This is a genomic window from Candidatus Sysuiplasma jiujiangense (assembly GCA_019721075.1).
Lineage (GTDB): Archaea > Thermoplasmatota > Thermoplasmata > Sysuiplasmatales > Sysuiplasmataceae > Sysuiplasma > Sysuiplasma jiujiangense.
Window position 1 is genome coordinate 26,214 of sequence record JAHEAD010000016.1, and the last position, 19,410, is coordinate 45,623.

The 19,410-nt window shown below is 51.2% G+C and carries 18 protein-coding genes and 1 tRNA gene; 8 read left to right on the forward strand and 11 right to left on the reverse strand.

Going from position 1 to position 19,410, the window contains the following annotated elements:
* Positions 1-74: 74 nt before the first annotated feature.
* Positions 75-1,811 (reverse strand): DUF2079 domain-containing protein, encoded by a 1,737-nt coding sequence (locus KIS29_08975; GenBank protein MBX8640453.1) that lies wholly within the window; start codon positions 1,809-1,811, stop codon positions 75-77.
* A 150-nt stretch (positions 1,812-1,961) separates the two neighbouring features.
* Here KIS29_08975 and KIS29_08980 point away from each other — a divergent pair, with 150 nt between their 5' ends.
* Entirely contained in the window at positions 1,962-3,758 is a 1,797-nt protein-coding gene (locus KIS29_08980; protein ID MBX8640454.1) for a hypothetical protein, read from the forward strand.
* Positions 3,759-3,780: 22 nt separating this feature from the next.
* Here the strand turns inward: KIS29_08980 and gatB are convergent, their stop codons facing one another.
* Genes gatB through KIS29_09000 form a run of 4 tightly spaced genes read right to left on the reverse strand, consistent with a single transcriptional unit; the run spans position 3,781 to position 7,198 of the window.
* Positions 3,781-5,139 (reverse strand): Asp-tRNA(Asn)/Glu-tRNA(Gln) amidotransferase subunit GatB, encoded by a 1,359-nt coding sequence (gene gatB / locus KIS29_08985; protein MBX8640455.1) that lies wholly within the window; start codon positions 5,137-5,139, stop codon positions 3,781-3,783.
* A gap of 1 nt (position 5,140) precedes the next feature.
* Positions 5,141-6,475 carry an Asp-tRNA(Asn)/Glu-tRNA(Gln) amidotransferase subunit GatA gene (locus KIS29_08990; protein ID MBX8640456.1) on the reverse strand — a complete coding sequence of 445 codons (1,335 nt, stop codon included), beginning with the start codon at positions 6,473-6,475 and terminating at the stop codon, positions 5,141-5,143.
* Positions 6,472-6,756 (reverse strand): aspartyl/glutamyl-tRNA amidotransferase subunit C, encoded by a 285-nt coding sequence (locus KIS29_08995; protein ID MBX8640457.1) that lies wholly within the window; start codon positions 6,754-6,756, stop codon positions 6,472-6,474. The genes KIS29_08990 and KIS29_08995 overlap by 4 nt, the downstream gene beginning before the upstream one ends.
* 1 nt (position 6,757) lies before the next feature.
* Positions 6,758-7,198, reverse strand: coding sequence for an Lrp/AsnC family transcriptional regulator (locus KIS29_09000; GenBank protein MBX8640458.1), 441 nt, complete (start codon positions 7,196-7,198; stop codon positions 6,758-6,760).
* Between the two features lie 113 nt (positions 7,199-7,311).
* Between KIS29_09000 and KIS29_09005 the strand changes: the two genes are divergently transcribed.
* The 3 genes from KIS29_09005 (at position 7,312) to KIS29_09015 (ending at position 9,504) form a co-directional block, all read left to right on the forward strand.
* Positions 7,312-7,383, forward strand: a tRNA-Asn gene (locus KIS29_09005).
* A 206-nt stretch (positions 7,384-7,589) separates the two neighbouring features.
* Entirely contained in the window at positions 7,590-8,432 is an 843-nt protein-coding gene (locus tag KIS29_09010; protein MBX8640459.1) for a hypothetical protein, read from the forward strand.
* A 175-nt stretch (positions 8,433-8,607) separates the two neighbouring features.
* Positions 8,608-9,504 (forward strand): NAD-dependent epimerase/dehydratase family protein, encoded by an 897-nt coding sequence (locus KIS29_09015; GenBank protein ID MBX8640460.1) that lies wholly within the window; start codon positions 8,608-8,610, stop codon positions 9,502-9,504.
* A gap of 39 nt (positions 9,505-9,543) precedes the next feature.
* Here KIS29_09015 and KIS29_09020 read toward each other — a convergent pair whose 3' ends face one another.
* Positions 9,544-10,044 (reverse strand): hypothetical protein, encoded by a 501-nt coding sequence (locus tag KIS29_09020; GenBank protein ID MBX8640461.1) that lies wholly within the window; start codon positions 10,042-10,044, stop codon positions 9,544-9,546.
* 364 nt (positions 10,045-10,408) lie between these two features.
* Between KIS29_09020 and KIS29_09025 the strand changes: the two genes are divergently transcribed.
* From KIS29_09025 to KIS29_09035, 3 genes are all read left to right on the forward strand, one after another.
* A complete protein-coding gene (locus KIS29_09025) occupies positions 10,409-11,212 on the forward strand; it encodes an electron transfer flavoprotein subunit beta/FixA family protein (GenBank protein MBX8640462.1) in 804 nt (267 codons plus the stop codon).
* 5 nt (positions 11,213-11,217) lie between these two features.
* Positions 11,218-12,177 (forward strand): electron transfer flavoprotein subunit alpha/FixB family protein, encoded by a 960-nt coding sequence (locus tag KIS29_09030; protein MBX8640463.1) that lies wholly within the window; start codon positions 11,218-11,220, stop codon positions 12,175-12,177.
* 214 nt (positions 12,178-12,391) lie between these two features.
* On the forward strand, positions 12,392-13,204 hold the full coding sequence (locus KIS29_09035) for a hypothetical protein (GenBank protein ID MBX8640464.1): 813 nt from the start codon (positions 12,392-12,394) through the stop codon (positions 13,202-13,204).
* A gap of 8 nt (positions 13,205-13,212) precedes the next feature.
* Here the strand turns inward: KIS29_09035 and KIS29_09040 are convergent, their stop codons facing one another.
* The 5 genes from KIS29_09040 to KIS29_09060 form a co-directional block, all read right to left on the reverse strand.
* The gene (locus KIS29_09040; protein ID MBX8640465.1) at positions 13,213-14,352 is read right to left on the reverse strand and encodes a histidinol-phosphate aminotransferase family protein; all 1,140 of its coding nucleotides are present in this window, start codon (positions 14,350-14,352) and stop codon (positions 13,213-13,215) included.
* Positions 14,353-14,369: 17 nt separating this feature from the next.
* The gene (speB, locus tag KIS29_09045) at positions 14,370-15,311 is read right to left on the reverse strand and encodes an agmatinase (GenBank protein ID MBX8640466.1); all 942 of its coding nucleotides are present in this window, start codon (positions 15,309-15,311) and stop codon (positions 14,370-14,372) included.
* Positions 15,312-15,454: 143 nt separating this feature from the next.
* Entirely contained in the window at positions 15,455-16,405 is a 951-nt protein-coding gene (locus KIS29_09050; protein MBX8640467.1) for a metallophosphoesterase, read from the reverse strand.
* A 12-nt stretch (positions 16,406-16,417) separates the two neighbouring features.
* Positions 16,418-17,242, reverse strand: coding sequence for a hypothetical protein (locus KIS29_09055; GenBank protein ID MBX8640468.1), 825 nt, complete (start codon positions 17,240-17,242; stop codon positions 16,418-16,420).
* Between the two features lie 98 nt (positions 17,243-17,340).
* On the reverse strand, positions 17,341-18,939 hold the full coding sequence (locus KIS29_09060) for an amino acid permease (GenBank protein MBX8640469.1): 1,599 nt from the start codon (positions 18,937-18,939) through the stop codon (positions 17,341-17,343).
* A gap of 166 nt (positions 18,940-19,105) precedes the next feature.
* Between KIS29_09060 and KIS29_09065 the strand changes: the two genes are divergently transcribed.
* A partial coding sequence (locus KIS29_09065) for a hypothetical protein (protein MBX8640470.1) occupies positions 19,106-19,410 on the forward strand: 305 nt, incomplete at its 3' end.

Sequence of the window (19,410 nt, forward strand, 5' to 3'; positions counted from 1 at the left end):
CCCCCACATCCAGAGACACATGGCATGCCCTGGGGCTGACGCATGCCACGGCAGTCAGCCTCAGGCGGTCAGCTTCAGGCGGACGGCACGGCGGAGAATACGACCGGAGAAGAGGAATAACCGAGTTTGAAAAGATACGTATCTCCCGGATATGAGGAACTGTTCAGGTAGGCGACCACACCGTATATGGTGGAGTTACGCAATGCGGACAGGACAAACGGGGGGAGCAGCTGCATCTCGTACGAGTCGGCAAAAACATATTCGGGCAGATCAGAGGAGCTGAAGGGGAGAAAAGGCATGTAGCTGCGATTGAACGGAAGCCACATCGAGGAATAGGCATGAAAATTCTGATCCACCAGGGGAAAGAGATTGTCGCTGGCGAGCACATATGAATTTGCAGGTATCATTGCAGCCATCTTCCGGATCGCTGAAAATTCCGGGCTCGCGGAGTAACGCACATTGAAGCCTATGTTTGCCGAAAAATTCTGCGTATTGAGCGGTCCGACAACCAGGTTGAAGACTATCAGCGAGGTCAGGAGGAGTATGGAAAACTTCCTCAGGCGGCTCTCGCCCAGATCAGGCAGCCTGCGTAAAAGCGGATGGAGTTTCGATGCAGTAACGGGCGAAATGAGGAAGCGGAAAAGGACAGCCGCGGCAATTAATGCCAGCAGTACTGGCAGGTAATCGACAGGTTTCAGGAGAATAATGCCAAGATCCCTGGCGTAGAAAACGGCCGAGAGGGCGAGGAAGGAGGCCGGCAGAAACACAAAAGCATAGCCGCCTTTCTCTTTCAGACTGGTGTATCCCATTACGGCAGAAACGAACATGGGGGGGAGTGCTATGAAACCGTACTGATATCCGAAATTCTGAGAGAATTTGGAATAAAGAAATACCGACTCGACAAACCATGGAAGACTCATGACGAGCGACTTAGGTTTCAGCAGCGGCAGGAATGAGAGTGTGAGAAGGAGCAGCAGCCAGTATATCAGCGATTTTCCGAGCGTGAGAGGCGTCAGCGAGGGTGAAATGAAGTATGCATTCAGCGAAGACGCAAATGAACTGCTCAGCAGACCGAATACCCTTTCGATGACGAACACCCTCACCAGCTCAATCAGGACAAAAGCAATGCCTGAGAGCACCAGGAACGACAGGAATGTCCTGTTCTTTTCTGTCCATTCCCTCAAGGCTGTGTCAAAACCGTTTTCAGATATGAAATAAATGGCCACTGCGCCGGCGAGCAGCGGGAATACCTCCAGCGTCAGCGAGCCGATGACAAACGGAATCAGCGCCCATCTGTATCGGCGGACGGACATCAGGTAGTAGAAGGCGAGGAATTCAGCAGGAATGAAGGATTCCCAGTGAAAGTCATAGAAGATACTGGACAGCGTGGCCATGCTGAAGAGGAAGAGTGTCGCGAACAGCACAGCCTCCGCCCTCGACATTGCGCTTTTCCGCGCCAGGAGGTAGACAGGGACAGAGGATATGCCTACGGCAAATGACTGGATGAGGAGCAGGAAGAAGGCCCCCTGGTCGAGAGAATAGATGTACGCCACAGGTATTGCCACATATGCGCTGTTGACCTCCAGATATGTCGTGTAGCCGGTTGTTGAGAGATCCGCGGTCTCAAAGAGAAGTTTTCCGTGGACTGTTGACCAGAGCATCTGCTGCATTATTCCGAAGTCCCAGTCGGAGGTGTAGAAATTGGCGTACCGGAGATATCCGACATAGGTGGCAAGGACAATAAAAACGGAGGTCACAGAGATAAGAAGGACGAAATCAAGCAGCACCATTTTTTTGGATCCGGATGACATTTCGGCTGTCAAATAGCATCCGGCATGATATTTGTTTGTATTCTCCGGTAAAAAGGCAGGCACCCATGAATGTGTTATTGTTTAAGTAGGAATTGATTTCTCATCTGTTTACGTGAGCCGCCTGCAGAACGGGCGGAGGGAGATGGGCATGTGCCTGCAGGAAAATTGCTGAAGACGATCGCAGCTGTAATCGTCCTGGCTGTTATCGCCGCAGGTTCGGCGGCGGTGGTTTCCGGATATCTGGCAAAGCCGGTCCTCGAAATTTCGCCGGGTACTGCACTGTCGGGAAATCCCGTCAGGGTAACGGTGATCTTTCCGTTTGGCTCGACCGCGGGCGAATTCAGCGGCCTGTCACTTAATTATGGCGACGGGAACAGCACCACGCTTGTCTCCTCGCAGCACACTTATCAGAAACCGGGGGTGTACACCATCACGCTCACCTACAGCAGGAACGGCGAAACAGGAAAGGTTACGTCAGGCGTAAGGATACTCCCGTCCTACTATGAGCTTCCCGCAATGCGCTACGGGGACAGCGCTTCGTACGCAATAACAAACGGCAGCATGAAAGCGGAAAATCCATACGGCATTTTTTCCGGTAACTACACGTACAGCGGGCTGAACCTGTCCATAACTGTCGACTCGATAGACCTGCATTTGAACGGGACGGCGGATATCAGCACTGGAAACGCATCCCTCAATTCAACGGACGGAATGGGCTTCACGCACAATTCATATGAAATCAGACAGACGGTATTTCTGAACGGAAGCGGATTTGCAATCGGTTTCGCCGCTGGAACAGCGCTCAATATTTCAATGTCGATGAAGGCCCGCCTGCTCATTCGCACCTTCAACAGTGCTGAGAACAACGCAGCAGTAAGCCAGACCGTGGACGGCAGCATATCGCTGAATGCGGACTATGAAGGGCTGAGCGTACCGATAATTGACAATCTCAGTCTGAAGGCGGTGGCATACGGTTATATCGGCAACGGAACGCTCTCGCAGATAATGGAACTTAGCGCGCTCAGCAGATCAGGCATCTTCCAGCTGACAGGGCAGGCGCTGACAAAGTACGTTTCGCATGTGCCATCCGTACTTGAAACTGGTCTCTACGGCTCATACGGCGGCTATGGCTGGAATGCTACCGCCCTGATACCTTCCCTGAACGACCCGATGCTTAACCTCACAATAACGGGGAACGGATCGCTGAAGAGAACGCTAACCATGGACGAACTGTCTCCTTATCCTCTTGTTTCGGCAACAAGCTACAGTTTTGAGCTCAACGGCACAAATGTTGAATTTTTCCTCGGCATGAAGCGGACGGCGTTTGAAGGTGGCAGCGGCTACATTTCTTCCGCTGAAAGCGGAATCATGGAGAATGCCGGCGCCAATTACACTCTCTGGAAAGCGGGAAGCAGGGTGCCGGATGTTTCAGGCGGCCTGCTCCGCCTTAATCTGACGACGGCGTACAGCCTGGCGGTCAACGGCACCGGCCTTGGCTCATTCATCGTGGCCAATCCTGACGCTGTATTCATCAACGGCACATACAATTTCACGCATGCTTCATGGTATTTCGTGATGGGCAACCTGTCCGACGGCGCTGGTTACGCCGTTCTTGTCGCCGATTCCAACGGCACGGTCACTGCTTCGGGCAGAAACACAACGGTCAGCGCGGCTCAGCGCACGGCGCAGGGAGACGGCATCATATCGCTCGATTCTGCAATAGCACTGCTTAACGACAGCAGCGTGAGGAATTACTTTTTCAACGGTAATATGCCCAACATCAGCAGGCTCTCGTATTCGCCATCGTCGTTTCTGCCCCAGCTTTCGCCGTTTCTGCCGCCTGCATCGCAGGGCGTTCCCCTCTCGGTGTCATTTTATGCTGGAAACGGCACCGTTGCCTCGTTTGACTGCCTGAACGGCGAGATGATGTTCTTTCTGGAATCATGACGGAAGGTTATGGCGACGGGTGTCATCGCTGAATACCGTCAAGCGCCTTCGCAATCTCTCTCATTACCTCTTCCGGCTTTGCCTTTCCGTGAAGACGCCTCATGCATTGACCCACAAGAAAATTAATTACCTCCTTCCTCCCCTGGCGGTACCTTTCTGCGGCGTCCGTATTTTCAGATATAACCTTTGCAACAGTTTCGGCAATGTGTTCCGGGCCGAACCAGTTTTCAGTAAAATCGCGGAGCTTTGCTTCGATGGGGCTGCCGTCGAAGAGTGCACGGAGCAATAGTGTGGCGTTCTGGTTTGAAAGTTTTGAGAGGCTGTAGTTCGACGCTATTTGCAGTATGCCTTCCTGTATCCCCGGTAAGAACGAGGAAGGGAGGCTTCTGTAGTTGAGTTCCGATTTGACATCCCTGGCCACGAAAACGGATGCAAATTTCGGATCAGTCCTGGCGGCCAGGAACTCATAGAGGCGCAGAAGGTTCCTGTCCACCACAACAGTTCTTGCATCAGGCTCATGCACGCCATGATCCGTCATTTTCCTGAGAATGAGAAAAGGATTCTCCCTTCTCACGTAATCCAGCCCGGAAACATCGACGGGAAGTATGTCGGGATCTGGCAGATACCTGTAATCCTCGACGCTTTCCTTGTATCTGAGGGATACGGTTGTGCCCGAAATGGGATCGAAATGCCTTGTCTCCTGTTCGACGGTACCTCCGCTTTCAATGACCGAAAGCTGCCGCTCCGTTTCATACTCGACCGATTTCACGACACCGTTCAGGGAATTGATGTTCTTGATCTCAACTCTTCTGCCGCCGTTCAGCGAAATATTCGTGTCCACCTTGAAAGGCATCTCTTCCCTGGACACCTCCAGATACTCAAGAGCGAACAGGAGGTCCACAAGCAGCCGTCTTGCCTCTGCCGCACTGGCGATGTCCGGTTCCGTTACCAGTTCGAGTAGCGGTACACCCGAACGGTTGAAATCGACCTTCCCCTTTGAAATGTCATACTGCCCCGGATCCTCTTCAAAATGAATTTCGCGCAGCCGGCAGCTGCCAATCCTTCCGCCTGTTGCAACAGGACCCGAGGTCCGCTGATAATTGCTTGGCAAATCAGGATAGAAATAATGCTTTCTCAGCGTCACGACCGGATAGGGCGAAAGGCTCATTCCGAAGATGTCAGAAATCTGCAGTGCGGCTGTCAGAGCGGAGAGATTGGGCGGCATCGGTTTGGATCCTGGCTGGCCGGTGCAGACAGGACAGATGTTTGTATTCGGCGGTGCATCGAGAAATGAGGCACTGCACCTGCAGAACATTTTACACCCGGTCTTCGGGTAAATATGTATCTCGAGTCCCACTTTCAGGGAGACGGGGGTCTGCATGTCAGACCAGCCCCTGCAGGCGGTTCATTGCCGAAACAACCTCTTCATCCTTTCCTCTTCTGCCGATCAGCTGTATTCCGATACCATGGTCAACAGGCAGACTTCCTGCCGGGAGGGAGCAGACGTTTGCGAGTACCGTGAGCACGTCGGTAGCGTACATAAGCAGAGGGTCGGATGTTTTTTCTCCAAACGGGTAAGGTGTTACGGGCATTGTAGGCATGACGATCATGTCACTCGTGCCGAGTATCTCCTCAGCCTCCTCCCTTACCTCATTTCTTGCATTCACAGCCCTTTCATACCATTCGCTCCTCCCTTCGAGGGAAGTGATGTATGTTCCGAGCAGTATTCTCCTTCTGACTTCCCTGCCGAGCAGGGATCTTGATGCCTTCATTATTTCTGCGATGCCGCCGGCTCCCATTCTCGTTCCGTATCTCAGGCCGTCGAAACGCTGCATGGCGGATGAAAATTCAGAGTACATTGTAATATAATATGACGGAAGCAGCATGGGCGCATTTTTCAAATCGAATTCGCTGACCGTGCTGCCTGCTCGCCTCATTGCCTCGACTGCTTTCCGGAATGCTGCGGCCACATCACTACTGCAGAACCTGACAAGGTTCGCGGGTATGGAAATGTCAGCTCCTTCAAAATCAAAATCGTTCAGTTTTCTGACACAATCCGTTCTCCGGAATGAATAAGTCGTCTGATCATGCTCGTCGTAGCCGCTGACAGCGTCCATTATTTCCGCGAGCAGCGGGACCTTACCTCTCGGAACAACGGGAGCGGGGGTCTCGAGGCTCATGGCCATGTCCACCAGGCCGTGGCGTGATATGCGCCCGTAGGTCGGCTTGAATGCGACTGCATCGCAGAATGCGGCCGGACATCTTGCCGATCCGCCAGTATCGGAACCGAACGCGGCATCAACCAGTCCGGCCGCAACAGCAGCGCCTGAACCGGACGAGCTGCCTCCTGGAACCATTCCCGGAAAAAGGGGATTCAATGCAGGCCCGAACGCAGAATTCTCCCCGGAGGAGCCGCAGGCGAATTCGTCCATGTTTGTCTTTCCAAGAATCACTGCGCCATTGGATCTCAGCCGGGAAACAAGTGTGGCGTCATATGGAGACACGTAATTTTCCAGCAGCCTGGAAGCGCAGGTGAGTCTCTCCCCCTTGACGGCAATGTTGTCCTTGATCCCGAAGATTGTGCCTGCAAGGCTGCCTCCGGCTGAGGTCACCGGCGCCGGCCTGCAGAGCGTAATGAACACGTTGAAATCATTTCTCTCAATTTCCCTGTAGATGAGGTTCAGCCTTCGGCTGAGGTCACCGCCGGGTTGGGTCATTCAGAGCCCCTGGGGACAAGCAGCAGCCGGCTCTCCTTTGCCGGGAAGTTGCCTACCACCATATCCGCCTCCTCGGCGGACGAGGTGCAATTCCCGTCATTTCTCGGGCCGGCCTTATCCGTTCGTGTCTCACCATCCCCTGCACTGAATTTTTCAACTGCCGAGAAAAAATCAAGTATAGTGTTCATTTCATCGGTGAAGAGAGCTATGTCCTGCGTGTTTAAGGGAAGCATTGCAAGATCTGCCAGCCTGTTAACCTCATCCCTGTCGATTTTTTTCATCTTACCCATTCCTCTTGACTGTGTCAAAGATGGAACATGTTTCTGTCCTATTTACGCCCTCTATCGATCTGAGTTTGTCGATCACAATGTTGCCCAGTTCCTGCAGACTTTGGGCGCTGACCCTCGCAATCATGTCCCATCCGCCTGATATCAGGTACAGTTCCTTTATGCCGGGTATGGCGGATATCCTGTTTGCTACCTCCCTCTGCGTTGCGAGTCCAGGCATGAACGAGATTAGAATGAATGCAGAATGTGATTCACTCAGCTTGCTTTCATCGATATCCACCGTGTACCGGCGTATTATTCCCTCCTTCCGCAGGCTGGATATGCGCTGCCTGGCGGTTCCCCTGCCTATTCCCAGTCTCTCAGCGATGGAAGAGACAGGCATCCGCGCATTTTCCTTTAACAGGGCCAATATTTCAGCATCCAATTTGTCTATCATGTCAACAACCTGGACCAGGAACAGGCAGAATTAAGCCATTTTGCCTTAGCAGGTCCGGAGAATATTCCAAAAGGTAATTAATATTAGTGATGTTTGCTTCAATTCGGATTTATGGCTCCGTAGTCCAATGGGCAAGATATCTGGCTGTTAACCAGGTGATGACCGTTCGAATCGGTCCGGAGCCGGGTGTATTCCGCATTCTGCACTGGCAGGAAGGTGCCAGGATGACCGGAGAATGATGGTCAGACTTTCCCGTGCCTGAGTGGCTAACTGCATTCCAATTTAATTGCCTTACTTAACATTGCAGTTGTATAAATATGGGCTTTGCTTTTCCTGTATCGACCGGCAGACAACGAACTCAATGAGCTGTTGCGGCATGGGGAGCCAAAGGATGAATGATGACAGCCCGCTTCGGAGGCTTGGCCTTACCGGGTATGAGAAAAAAATAGTAAGCGCAATGATATCCAGCGGTCTTGACACATTCGATTACAGGGAGGCAATGAAACTTGGAGAGATACCCTACGGAAAGGTCTATTTTGTCCTGAATTCTCTTGAAAACAAGGGTTTTCTGAGGAACCTTGGAGGAAGACCTAAGAGGTACTCGCTGACACCCCTCGGTGAGGTGATTGACGAATACCTCATCATTCCGCTCATCAGGGAACTTCTTTCCGGCCCGCTGGATTCACAGCACATTTTCAGGGACACATGGACGAGGCAGGTTTGTTCCTCCATCCCCGTTTTGAGGCTTGAAGGACAGGGCAGTCCATCGATAGAAATGCTTTCAGGTCTGGAAGAAATCAGAAAGGCGCAGATTGCAGAAATAATGAATGCCTCCAGGGAGATACTTTTCTGCTTTTCAAAGTCCAATTTCCTTGACAGAAGATTTACAAGCTACATCAAAATGAGCAGAAATGTGAAAATAAACCTGATCACATCGGTGCCTCCTGGCGAACTTCTGGCAACCACATCACGTAACGACAGAGAGCAGATGATGAGCATGCTTTCCAACGAGAAGTTCACATCCAACATACGGTATTACCACTGCCCCGGCCTGAAAGAGAGATTCATGTCAATCGACGGCAGATTCACAGCAGTGGGGAGCGATGTTTCTCCGGTCCTTGCGCACATCTACTCCACAGCGATCGGGGCGCAGATGAGGAACAGATTCGAAGAGCTCAGAGGCATATCGGTGGAACAGCAAATCGGGAAAGTTGTATCCGGCATGTCCGTGTGACCGTGTTGCACCTGCAGACACTTTCCCGGCGCAAAGACAGTGGCTTAAAACTGCTGAGCCTGCAGACCCGCAGCGTCTCAGCATGCCTCAGTGAACAGTCGCAGTGAGCGCTGACCATCCCGGACCATGTCAGGCAGAGAACAATTTTAAGCAGCCGCAGATGATGTTCCCTTCAATGAGCAAAAAAATATTCATAACCGGCGTATGCGGTTTTATCGGCACCCATCTTGCAGCGATGGCAGCGGAGATGGGGTATGATGTTTCGGGACTTGCGCATTGCGATAAGGCCATCAGGGATGCGGAGATAACAGTAGGCGACATCAGGGATGCGGCAACGGTGGAGAATGCGTCCAGGGACTGCGATTATTTCATCCATCTCGCAGCCGTCACTTCAAACGTGGAGTTCGAGAAAAACACAGATTACAGCGTTGACGTGAACATCAACGGCTTCAGGACCGCAATAAATGCCGCCGTAAAGAACAGGTGCAGCAGATTTGTGTACGCCTCAAGTGCCGCGATCTATCTGGATTCCTTTTCCGAGGGCAGCGTCATTCCGTTCAGCATGCAGTCAAATCACTATGCAAAAACGAAGATGATGAACGAGATGATCGCCAGGACATACGCAGAGGTTTTCGGGGTCAGCACGCTCGGCCTGCGCTATTTCAATGTGTACGGGAGCGGTGAAAACCGGAAGGGGAATTACGCAAGCATCATGTCACAGTTCATTTCGGCATCCATGGCCGGGAAAAAACTGGAAGTCTACGGCGACGGAACACAGGCAAGAGATTTCATACATGTCTCGGATGTGGCCAGAATAACGCTGATGCTTTCATCCTCACCCCTGACCGGGGCTGTCAATGTCGGAACGGGCAGAACCATAGAATACGGACGGATCGCGGATATAATCGACGGAAAAAACAAGGAGTTTGTGAAGAATCCGCTATCAAGCTATCAGCAACTCACCAGGGCAGATACAGGGCTTCTCCGCACTGTCATAGGGGATTACAATTTCGTTGAGGTTGAAGATGGAATAAGGAAGCTCACCAGGGAGATGCGGGCCGCAACCGGTTAAAACAACGGGCCCTGGCAAGGAGCACTCTAACCGGCACGTTCAATTTTTAGCCTGTGATGAAGGGGGAGACTGCCCGGTGCCGGAAGGAACTGCGTCCTTTCTGTCTGAAGGTGCTTTGTCTGCAGGCGTCTGGACAGGCGGCGCAACAGCCTTCTGCTGCGGTTTCGGCGCAACCGGCGGCGGTGCGTTCATTTCCCTGATTTTCAGTTCGAAATCATCAACACCCAGGTTTGCAATCCAGTCGACAAACATGCCCGTCAGCCCTTTTGCTCCGGGAACCACCCTTATACCTGCGGATCGGAGCGCGGCGGCCGTGTCCTCCGAGATGGAGTTTGCCACGACTACATCCACCTTCAGCTTTCGGGCAATAGATATCCATTTTTCCGGCTGTGGAGGGGAAGGGAAACCGGTCCTGACCAGTGTGCCCGCTACAGTACCGTCTATTATTTCTGCGACAGTATAATATCTTGATTTTTCGAATTCTCTGGAAATGTTGCTTATCAAACCTGTCTCACTTTCCGAAGGAAGCAGCACGTTCATCTTACAGCCTCACACTCCATGCGCCGGCAGCGCTGGTATAGTAGACAGGGTGTTTACTTAAATGTGTCGAGAACATGTCTGCCGGCAGATAAACCACATGCCTGACATGTTGGCAATGTGCTGACAAAGTGGCACATGTTTTCCACCGGCCTGCCGCGGCGGTTTTTGAGAACTGCCCTAAATCAGTGGCATTGCACAGCCCTACCTGCCGGGTTGAGACTGCAAACCGCAACGCCTTCATGAACAGACGGCCATGAGCAGAAGACTGATATCGCGGGCTCATGCCACTCTGTCGCACAACTGAATTCACAAAATTGACAACAGTTTTAAGTTACATGCCGTTAAGACACCCGGGTGACAGGGCTTGAAGATAGTTGTTCTAGTGAAGGCAGTACCTGAAGTCAGGAACGTCAGACTGTCAATAAAGGGAAATGACATTGACAAAGGCGAGCTGAACTACGTCATAAACGAACAGGATGATTACGCACTCGAGGAGGGATTGAAGCTGAAAGAGAAGAGCAGAGGGGACGTCACTGTCGTGATGCTCGGGGAGGAGTCTGCCAGGAAAGGAGTTACGCAGGTAATGCGCCAGTGCTATGCAAAGGGGGCTGACATCGGCATAATGCTGCTGCATCCGTCATATGGCGAATGGGATGATGCCGTAAAGGCGAGAATTATCGCAAAAATCGTTTCGGAACTGAGCCCGGATGTTGTTCTGTGCGGTTCGCAATCGTCCGATACCGCCTCAAGCAGGCTCGGCCCCATGGTTGCAGAGTTGACTGGAATACCGCATGCGACACTCATAACTTCGCTGGAAACTGACGCTGAGAAGGCATTCAGGGTGAGAAGAGACCTGGAGCAGGGAGTTCAGGAAGTCGTTCACATCCAGATTCCCTGCCTTGTAAGCACCCAGACTGGAATAAACACGCCGAGATACGCATCGCTGAGCAGGATCATTGCAGCGACCAAAAAGGAAATCAGGCAGCCAAATCTGTCTGAACTGAAGATTTCAGACGCGGACCTGGAGAAGTGGAACAGAGTCAGGAGGACTTCCATTTCGTTCCCCGAAGAAAAGTCATCCAGCGCACTGATACTGCAGGGAAAGCCGGAGGAAGAGGCGCAGCAGCTGGTCAGGATGCTGCGGGAAAAGGGGCTTCTTCAGAGGTGATGCTGTTGGGCAGAATAATTGTGGTTGCCGAGCAGAGAGATGACGTGCTGAAGGATGCTACGCTTGAGAACATAACACTTGCCAGGAAACTCGCAGGCGGGAACGGCAGAGTGGCCGTACTGCTCATGGGAGACGCGCTGTCGTCGAGTGTAAGAACATTATCGGAGGTGGATGCGGATGAACTGCTCATCGTCAGGAACGGCATGCTCAGGAATTACACCTATGATGCCTACAAATTTGCAATAAGCAGGGTAGTCAGTGAAAAAGAATTCGACTTGATCATTGCGCCGTACACCTCGCTGGGAATGGATCTCTACCCGGGGCTTTCGGTTGCAATCGATGTTCCTCTGGTCTCCGATTGCACGGGTGCGGAAATAAAGGATGGCGTTGTCGTCGCCAGGAGACAGCTCTATGGAGGGAAACTGGAGGCTGATTTCAGTGTCGAAGGCAGATGCATCCTGACTGCCAGACCCGGCATCAGCAAACCGTGCGGCGGCGGAAGACCGGAAACAACCGAACTGAACATAGATATGGAAAGCGTGAAGGCAAGAACACGTGTGGAAGGATATGAAATTCCGCCCAGGGAGGACGTCGATATAGAGAAGGCGAAGATCATAGTCTCCGTCGGAAGAGGGATAGAAAAGAAGGAGAATCTGCCTGCATTCGAGGAGCTGGTAAAGGAGATAGACGGAGCAGTGCTTGCCGGCTCGAGACCGGTAATAGACAGCGGCTGGCTTCCGAAAGGCAGGCAGGTTGGCGTTTCAGGCAAGACCGTAAAGCCGAAGCTTTACATGGCATTCGGGATAAGCGGAGCGATACAGCACCTTTCCGGCATGTCCGGCAGCGATTTTATTGTTGCCGTCAACAAGGACAGAGATGCGCCGATTTTCAAGGTCGCAAATGTGGGCATAGTGGACGACATATTCAAGGTCGCGCCGGCACTGGTCAAGGAACTTAAGAAATGACTGTGACTTCTACAAGACACGCAGTGCAGCCCGATGAAAAGAGCGAAATCGCAGAGGAATGCACTGCGTCGGATCGCGCTGCCGCCTCAGGCACTTGCGGCTGTTTACTGAAATCCAGACCGGCCCCAGGCTCCATATCCGGGGCTGCACTGATACGCTGGGTGAAAATACACACGCTCGTTAGGTAACCAGTGAAGGGAGGGTGGCAACAGTTATGAAGAATGATGCAGGTATGGCCGGGATGATGAAGATTACTGTAGTGCAGTGGAGTCCTTCGTTTGGAAAAAAACAGCTGAACTGGGCGAGGATGGAAGAATTCTCGCGCCGGTGCGACTCGGATATAATTGTTTTTCCGGAACTATATTCGTCCGGATACAATTTTGACAGCCGGGAAGAAATAATTCCCCATTCGGATACCGTCGGGGCGCTGTCCGGTCTTGCAGAGATATCTGCAGGCAACGGAAAGCTGATTGCTGGAGGTTTTTCAGAACTAGACGGAAGGCGTGTGTTCGATTCCGCATTTGCCATATCGGAGGGCAAAGTAGACATTTACAGAAAAATACATCTCTGGGCGAAGGAGACGCAGATATTCGACGAGGGGATCGAAAGCCTGATCGTCAGCTATGGCGATGCGAAAGTAGGCATCGAGATCTGCTACGATCTTCAGTTTCCGGAACTGGCGCGTCTCATGCTTTCAGGCGGCGCAGACATAATACTCTGCCCCATGGCATGGGCGGAAGAGCCCACATACATGGATCGGGAAACGCCTTCCTTTGTTCATCTTGCAATCGCCCAGTCATTTTCCAACGGCGTGTTCACAGCGATAGCTAACAGGGTCGGAACTGAGCGTGGTGCAGTATTTGAAGGACACAGCGGAGTGGCCGATCCGTACGGAAATTTCAGCGGATTGAAGAGAGGTGAAGGCGAAATTACGGTCGAAATGGATCTTTCAGCTGTTGAAAAGGCAAGAAGACCCAATGTCTACAACAATCTGGATAAAGACAGAAGACTGAAGGTTTCCCTGTGAACTGCGCATCAGGCAAAACGGGAAAGAACCCTTTCAAATCTTGAGAGCATCTCCGTATTTTCGTCCGGACTCCTTATGGTCAGCCTGAGGCAATTTCCATAATCGGGGTCTGAGATGCGCTTGAAATAAACACCGTCAGATTCAAGTGCGTCCGCGATCATATCGCGCCCGGGGCCAACTTCGGCCAGCACGAAGTTGGCGTCGCTGTCAAATGTGGCGATCCCCAGCGCCCGCAGCCGTTCCCTTACTCTTGTCCTTTCCCGGCCCACAAGCTCTCTTATCTTCTTTACGTACGGCTGGTCCTTTACAGCCTCGGCTGCAAGTTTCTGTGAAACGGTTGAAACATTGAACGGATTTTTCACTTTTCGCATCTGACCGGCAATTTCAGGGACCGAGATACTGTAGCCAATCCTGAAATTGGTCAGACCATAGATCTTGGAAAATGTCCTTACCACCACAAGATTTGGGAAATTTTGTATGTGAGGAACAAGCGTCACGCCCGCGTATTCTGAATACGCCTCATCCACAACCATAATACCCCGGAAAGAGGCGAGCAGCTCGAGTATACGTTCAACCGGGAATAGCGTCCCTACAGGGTTATTAGGGTTCGATATAACATACAATTTCGAGCCGGCATCGGCGGGAAACGGAATCACCGGCGGCTTTCCCAGCCTCTGATGCACCGCTTTCGCGGAACTGATCAGTGCAAAGTGATCATACATGAAATATGAGGGTGTAGGAATACACACAACATCCCCGGGATTTACGAATACCCGGAAAATCATGTCTATTATTTCATCTGCACCTGCACCCACGACAACGCACTCTTCCGCAACATTTTCATTGGCAGCAATCAGTTTCCGCAGCTCGGATGCATTTTGATCCGGATAATATCCTGATTCAGCGTCGCCGCCTATTATGTCAACTACCCTGGAATCCATGATTTTACGGACTGCCGGCGAAGGACCAAACGGGCTTGTGTTGTCGTTGAACTTTAGCTTCCCGCTGCCGCGGGGATAAAAATAGGTCTCTTCCTCTGCCCTGATCACGCTGTCTCGTGCCAGTTTCCTTATTCTTGTCTGGATGTCTATGTATTTCACCCTGGAAATGTGGTTCTGCCTGATACTGCCGCCATGCAGGAGCTTCACTGGGGGTACCGGAGGTTTTACCTCCGCGCCGGCTTTGTCTTCTTTTCAAGTCTTGCAGACTGCAGGCTCATCATTTCATATATCAGATTGGCCGCAGTCATGGCAGTCAGTTCACTGACATCATACGGCGGCGAGACCTCGACTACGTCGAAACCGGCGATATCGATGTCCATTCTGCGCAGAAATTCCAGTATTTCAAAACCGCCGAAACCTCCGATTTCCGGCGTTCCCGTCCCCGGCGCTGTTCCCGGATCGACAACGTCAATGTCAATCGAAACATACGTTTTTCCTTTGAGGGAATTTATACGCCTCAGCACCCTGTCGGGCGAGTACTTGACCTCCCGGATATTAAAACTGGAAATACCGAGTTTATCAGGCTGTTCCAGATCTTCGTGAGAGAAAAGGGAACCCCTGATCCCAACCTGAATTATATCCTTGAGAAGATTTTCCTCTGCGGCCCTTCTGAGCCAGGTGCCATGCGTGTACTTTTTACCCCAGTAAGAATCCCAGAAGTCATAGTGCGAATCAAAATGAACAAGGTTTACCCTGCCGTATTCACCATGCATTGATCGAAGGACCGGAAGAGTTATCGAGTGGTCTCCTCCCCCTATGTAGGGAATGGTCTTTTTACCCGCTATGATTCCGGATATCTCTTTCTGGACCACCTCCATTGTATCGGAGATGTAACCGGGAATAATGTCTATGTCCCCATAGTCTGCCGCATTCAGCGTGTCAAATGGATACGTGCCGACAAAGGGGTTATACGGCCTCAGAAGTCTGGACCCCTGGCGTATCGCGGAGGGGCCGAACCTCGCACCGGTCCTGTAGGTTGTTCCGTCATCAAACGGTATGCCGACAAACAATGCCTTAATGTCATCCAGATCGCGTGTGACTGGCAGCCTTGCGAATGTGGACACCTGCGTGAATCTCGGGGATTTCAATGCATCTATCTGTCTCATGACAATGGGATGCCGCAGTTGATATTAAAGAATTCTGTGATTCATGTTCTGGTTATCGGAGCATTTTATAACGTCACAAGGACAGCAACACTTCCGGTGCAGCACTTGTATTATCAGCCTGTGTACGGCTATTCCGCATTGCATCAGCCGCTTGTAAAAATGTACGATTTAACCTTGTTGTCCGTCAGTTTTACAAGCAACCCCTGAAGAGTGCCGGAATAATATACGCTGCCCGGATTGAAAACCCATGTCCTGCCTATCCTTTCGGCCCCCTTTGATTCGTGTATGTGACCGTGAAGCCCCATCAGAGGCTGGTAGCGTTCAATCGCCTCGCGTATGGATGTCGAGCCGACATGTTCCGTCAGCACGTTGCCGGAAACTGTAACCGGCCGTAAATTATCGTCAAGTTTCGCGGCGACATCCAGCGATGTTCCATACGGAGGGGCATGGAAGTTCAATATTGCATGATCGAGGTCGGTCATGCTGTCCATCAGCGACATCACCTTTTTATGAAGTTCTTCCTCAGGAAGGTCTCCCGGAAGTTTCCAGGGTGTCATGTTGACAAAGCTCAGACCGGCGATATTATATCCGTCAACCTGCACCACCTTTTCTTCTGGAACGAACAGGTTGCCCTTCTCGTGCGACTGCAGTGTCTTAAGCAGATCCGGCGGATCGTCGTTTCCGATGTTTGCTATTATCGGGCGTTCCCTCTCACGCTCCCTCATAAGATCAAGCCATTCCTCCAGTCTTTCCACCATAAGTCTGTTGAACACTGCGGACATTCTGGCAGGATCGGCGGTAAGTTCCATCCAGTCACTTTCAGCAGTGACATACGGGTAGCTTCCCCTGTCAGAGATTTCCTTCTTCAGTTTTTCCAGTTCCACTCCGCCGTTTATACTGATGTTTTTGTCACCGTTGAAATAGAAGTAACCCGCGCTTGACTCAAATATGGGAACGATGGACTTCCCGCCTATGTCTTCTCCGAGCACCAGTATATCCGCATTGTAAATCTTTCCTGCATTCAAAAATTTTCTGAAGCAGACGTTGGAACCATGTATGTCGGTCACGTAAAAAACAGTTGTCTCCTTCTTCATGCCACCACTTCCTCAAATCTCGTCTACTTCCCTGTACCAGATCTTTCTGGTTCCCTTCCTCGATCTTTTCTCCCAGTTCTTCGTCTTCGGAAATTCAGAAACGCTGCTGAGCAGCACATCGGTTTTGCGCATCACTTCGTCATGAATGTCTGCGTCAATAACCCTTTCCGACAGCAACAGGGCGGAAAGATCCTTCACTTTCGCGAGATTGCTGATTGCATCGAAATAGAAGCCCCAGTCATCTGACAGCAGTGACGAGACGTAATTCAGGTTTATTGCATCGGGTTCGTCTGTTGTGGAGAAATTATGGCATAATTGAAGTATCATCAGATCCAGAAGATCTTTTCTTGTTATGTTGTGGACCTGCAGTTTGCTCAGCAGTATATCTGTCGGTAGCAGTGTAACTGATTTTGTGCAAAGCCTGTTCCTGCTCCTGTCCGATATAATTACATCATGACTGAAGCACAATGCATCGTAGAAGACATCGACATGAAATCCATGTTCCCTGTTTATGAACATGTTTCGTGAACCTGAGAAGAGGGCATTGACGTACCTGTCGGAATCATAACCCTTTCTAATGAAAAACTGCTGAACAGCCGTCTCCTGCCCGGAGAGGCCCACAAAGTCAATGTCGCCAAAATCCGGTCCTTCTGCCCCGAGCCTGTTCATCCTGGCGTACAGTGAAACTGTCCTCTCATCGGGAGCACTCCTTATATAAACAGCGAGTCCGCCGGTCACCCTGATTGTGATACCTTCAGCCTCCGCAGCCTTTACTATATCGGAAGCGGCATCCGCAAGCTCCTGATTGGAAAGTCTGACTGTTTTGTGTACCGGCATGTTCTGTACGCTACCGTTTAAATTAGATGTCAGGCTGGGCGGCCTGCACTTTACTTTAGATCAGGATGTGATTAATAGTTTTTGCATCCGAAGCGGCGTCAATCAGGGGGCAACGGCTTGAATATAGCGCGTATGTCCATGCCGTGCTTTTTCCTGAAATATGATCTCAGGACAGCGTACCATACAAGGGAGACAACGAAAATGCCCACTATTATGATGTCGGAGATGTCAGACGGAGTGGTTCCGGCCACCAGGCCGATTGTCGGAAGGAATGAAAGGACTACGGCCGAGACGAGTGTAACAATTGTTGCAATAAGCCCGATGACTATACCCCTGATGTCCTTGTTATGGATTCCGTAAAAAGCAGCGGAAACGGATGTAAGGGCAACAGTTATCATCGGCAGTATAAAGAGAAGATAAGTGAGCGGCCCGTAGAAACCTCCTTCAAATATCTCGTAGACAGGAATCAGAATCATGCTGATAACAGTTACCGCTATTATGCCGGGGTAGGGGGAATGTGACTTTTTCCCGACATTTGACATTCCGAGCGGAAGCAGTCTGTCTATGGACATTGCAAGCGTGTATCGCGAGAAGATGTAGAGTCCGAGTATGAGCCATGCGATATACCATGCTATCGAGCCCAGATCTACCAGTGCGATAAGAACTGCATTGCCGTTCGCAACGACAAGCGGGTATGTGGTCAGTCCAGGAAACAGCGAGGTAAACTTCCAGACAGGGCTGCCCGTCGAAGCCAGACCGACAGATGCATTCAGGAAGTTAATGCCGACCGCATACACAAATGCCAGGATTATTAGAATCGCAAACACAAACGCAAGGAGATAAGCTATCCATGTACCTGCCCTGATGGTTCTGGTCGACCTCGTGAATTCGCCGGCAATGTAACTGGGGGATGTTATAAACATGAAATAAAACGCGAAAATAAACGGCACAAAAAGAATTGTCTGTGACAGGCTTGAGCCTGAAACGAATCCCTGTTTGGTGCCGGCGCTGAGAACAGTTTGGTAGTAGTGGGCGCCGAAACCGTTCTTGGTGGCAAGAGAATTGAACGCGCTTTTGAATCCGACCGGGCCGGCAGCAAACAGCAGTGCAATCGTCACTATCAGCCCTATCAGTTCAAGTATCAGAAAACCCTCGAATATTCTGAATGCTGTTTTCGGCTTGACAAAAATGTAGAGCAGTGCAAGAATTATCACAAGCACTTCGGCCACTGCTATGATGCTTGTACGCGTGCTGAGAGCGTTGGCAAGGTTGACCATCGCAGCATTGTTGAGTATAAAACCCGTGGCGGCAAGCGCAGGGACAAGGCTGAGAGTGACAAACCAGACAGCCAGAACACCTCCGTATATCGACGCATTAACAAGTCTGGAAACTGACGACACTATCCCCCAGAATGTTCCCATATTTCTCGAGGCGAAGACGTATTCTCCGCCGGATCTGGGCATCTTGGTCGACATGTAGATGTAAACTGCAGTGACCGGAACGCCGATAACAGCACCCAGAAGAGTTGCATAAAGGAGATTTGTTCCGGGAAGCAGCCAAAGCACAGCCAGATAAAGGGCAAAGGCCGGACCGGGACCAAGAGATATCAGTGCCATTGAAAATGAGTCAAATGAGCCGAGTTCCTTTGTAAGGCCGCTGGATTTTCTAACGTATATACCTTTGTCAGAAGTCTCCATCGCCGTATTCAGCACCCCTTCGGTACATTCACCAGAAATACTGCGCTTATTGTCGCATCCCCCAAAATACCGGAACGGCTAATCCCGGTCTTCTTATTAAATTGTTTTCATGAGTCCAGTATGCTGTCGAGTACAACAATTATTTCACCCCCCTCACATAACCCCTGTGGCCAAACTCAATGAAACACAAATCCGTTTCATCTGCAATCATATCGTCCACAGGAAAGACTGGTCTGTATCACGCATCGCCATACAGTATGGCGTCACCACGAGGAGGGTGAGGCAGCTGGTTGCACAGTACAGGAGGACAGGCAGCTATCCTGTGCTGAAACATCCTGGCAGGAAGGCATCGGCACCGCTCACAGCAGAGGAGAGGGATGCGATAGACACTGTCTGGAACGAAACACGGCTGGGCGCACGCCTCCTGTTCAGGGAGCTGAGGAGGCGCGGATACCGCATACAGCACCACAA

Bases quoted from the DNA above. Each gene is read 5' to 3' on its own strand.
- KIS29_08975 (MBX8640453.1), bottom strand. From the start codon at position 1,811: ATGTCATCCGGATCCAAAAAAATGGTGCTGCTTGATTTCGTCCTTCTT.
- gatB (MBX8640455.1), bottom strand. From the start codon at position 5,139: ATGCAGACCCCCGTCTCCCTGAAAGTGGGACTCGAGATACATATTTAC.
- KIS29_08990 (MBX8640456.1), bottom strand. From the start codon at position 6,475: ATGACCCAACCCGGCGGTGACCTCAGCCGAAGGCTGAACCTCATCTAC.
- KIS29_08995 (MBX8640457.1), bottom strand. From the start codon at position 6,756: ATGAAAAAAATCGACAGGGATGAGGTTAACAGGCTGGCAGATCTTGCA.
- KIS29_09000 (MBX8640458.1), bottom strand. From the start codon at position 7,198: ATGATAGACAAATTGGATGCTGAAATATTGGCCCTGTTAAAGGAAAAT.
- KIS29_09010 (MBX8640459.1), top strand. From the start codon at position 7,590: ATGAATGATGACAGCCCGCTTCGGAGGCTTGGCCTTACCGGGTATGAG.
- KIS29_09015 (MBX8640460.1), top strand. From the start codon at position 8,608: ATGAGCAAAAAAATATTCATAACCGGCGTATGCGGTTTTATCGGCACC.
- KIS29_09020 (MBX8640461.1), bottom strand. From the start codon at position 10,044: ATGAACGTGCTGCTTCCTTCGGAAAGTGAGACAGGTTTGATAAGCAAC.
- KIS29_09035 (MBX8640464.1), top strand. From the start codon at position 12,392: ATGAAGAATGATGCAGGTATGGCCGGGATGATGAAGATTACTGTAGTG.
- speB (MBX8640466.1), bottom strand. From the start codon at position 15,311: ATGAGACAGATAGATGCATTGAAATCCCCGAGATTCACGCAGGTGTCC.
- KIS29_09050 (MBX8640467.1), bottom strand. From the start codon at position 16,405: ATGAAGAAGGAGACAACTGTTTTTTACGTGACCGACATACATGGTTCC.
- KIS29_09055 (MBX8640468.1), bottom strand. From the start codon at position 17,242: ATGCCGGTACACAAAACAGTCAGACTTTCCAATCAGGAGCTTGCGGAT.
- KIS29_09060 (MBX8640469.1), bottom strand. From the start codon at position 18,939: ATGGAGACTTCTGACAAAGGTATATACGTTAGAAAATCCAGCGGCCTT.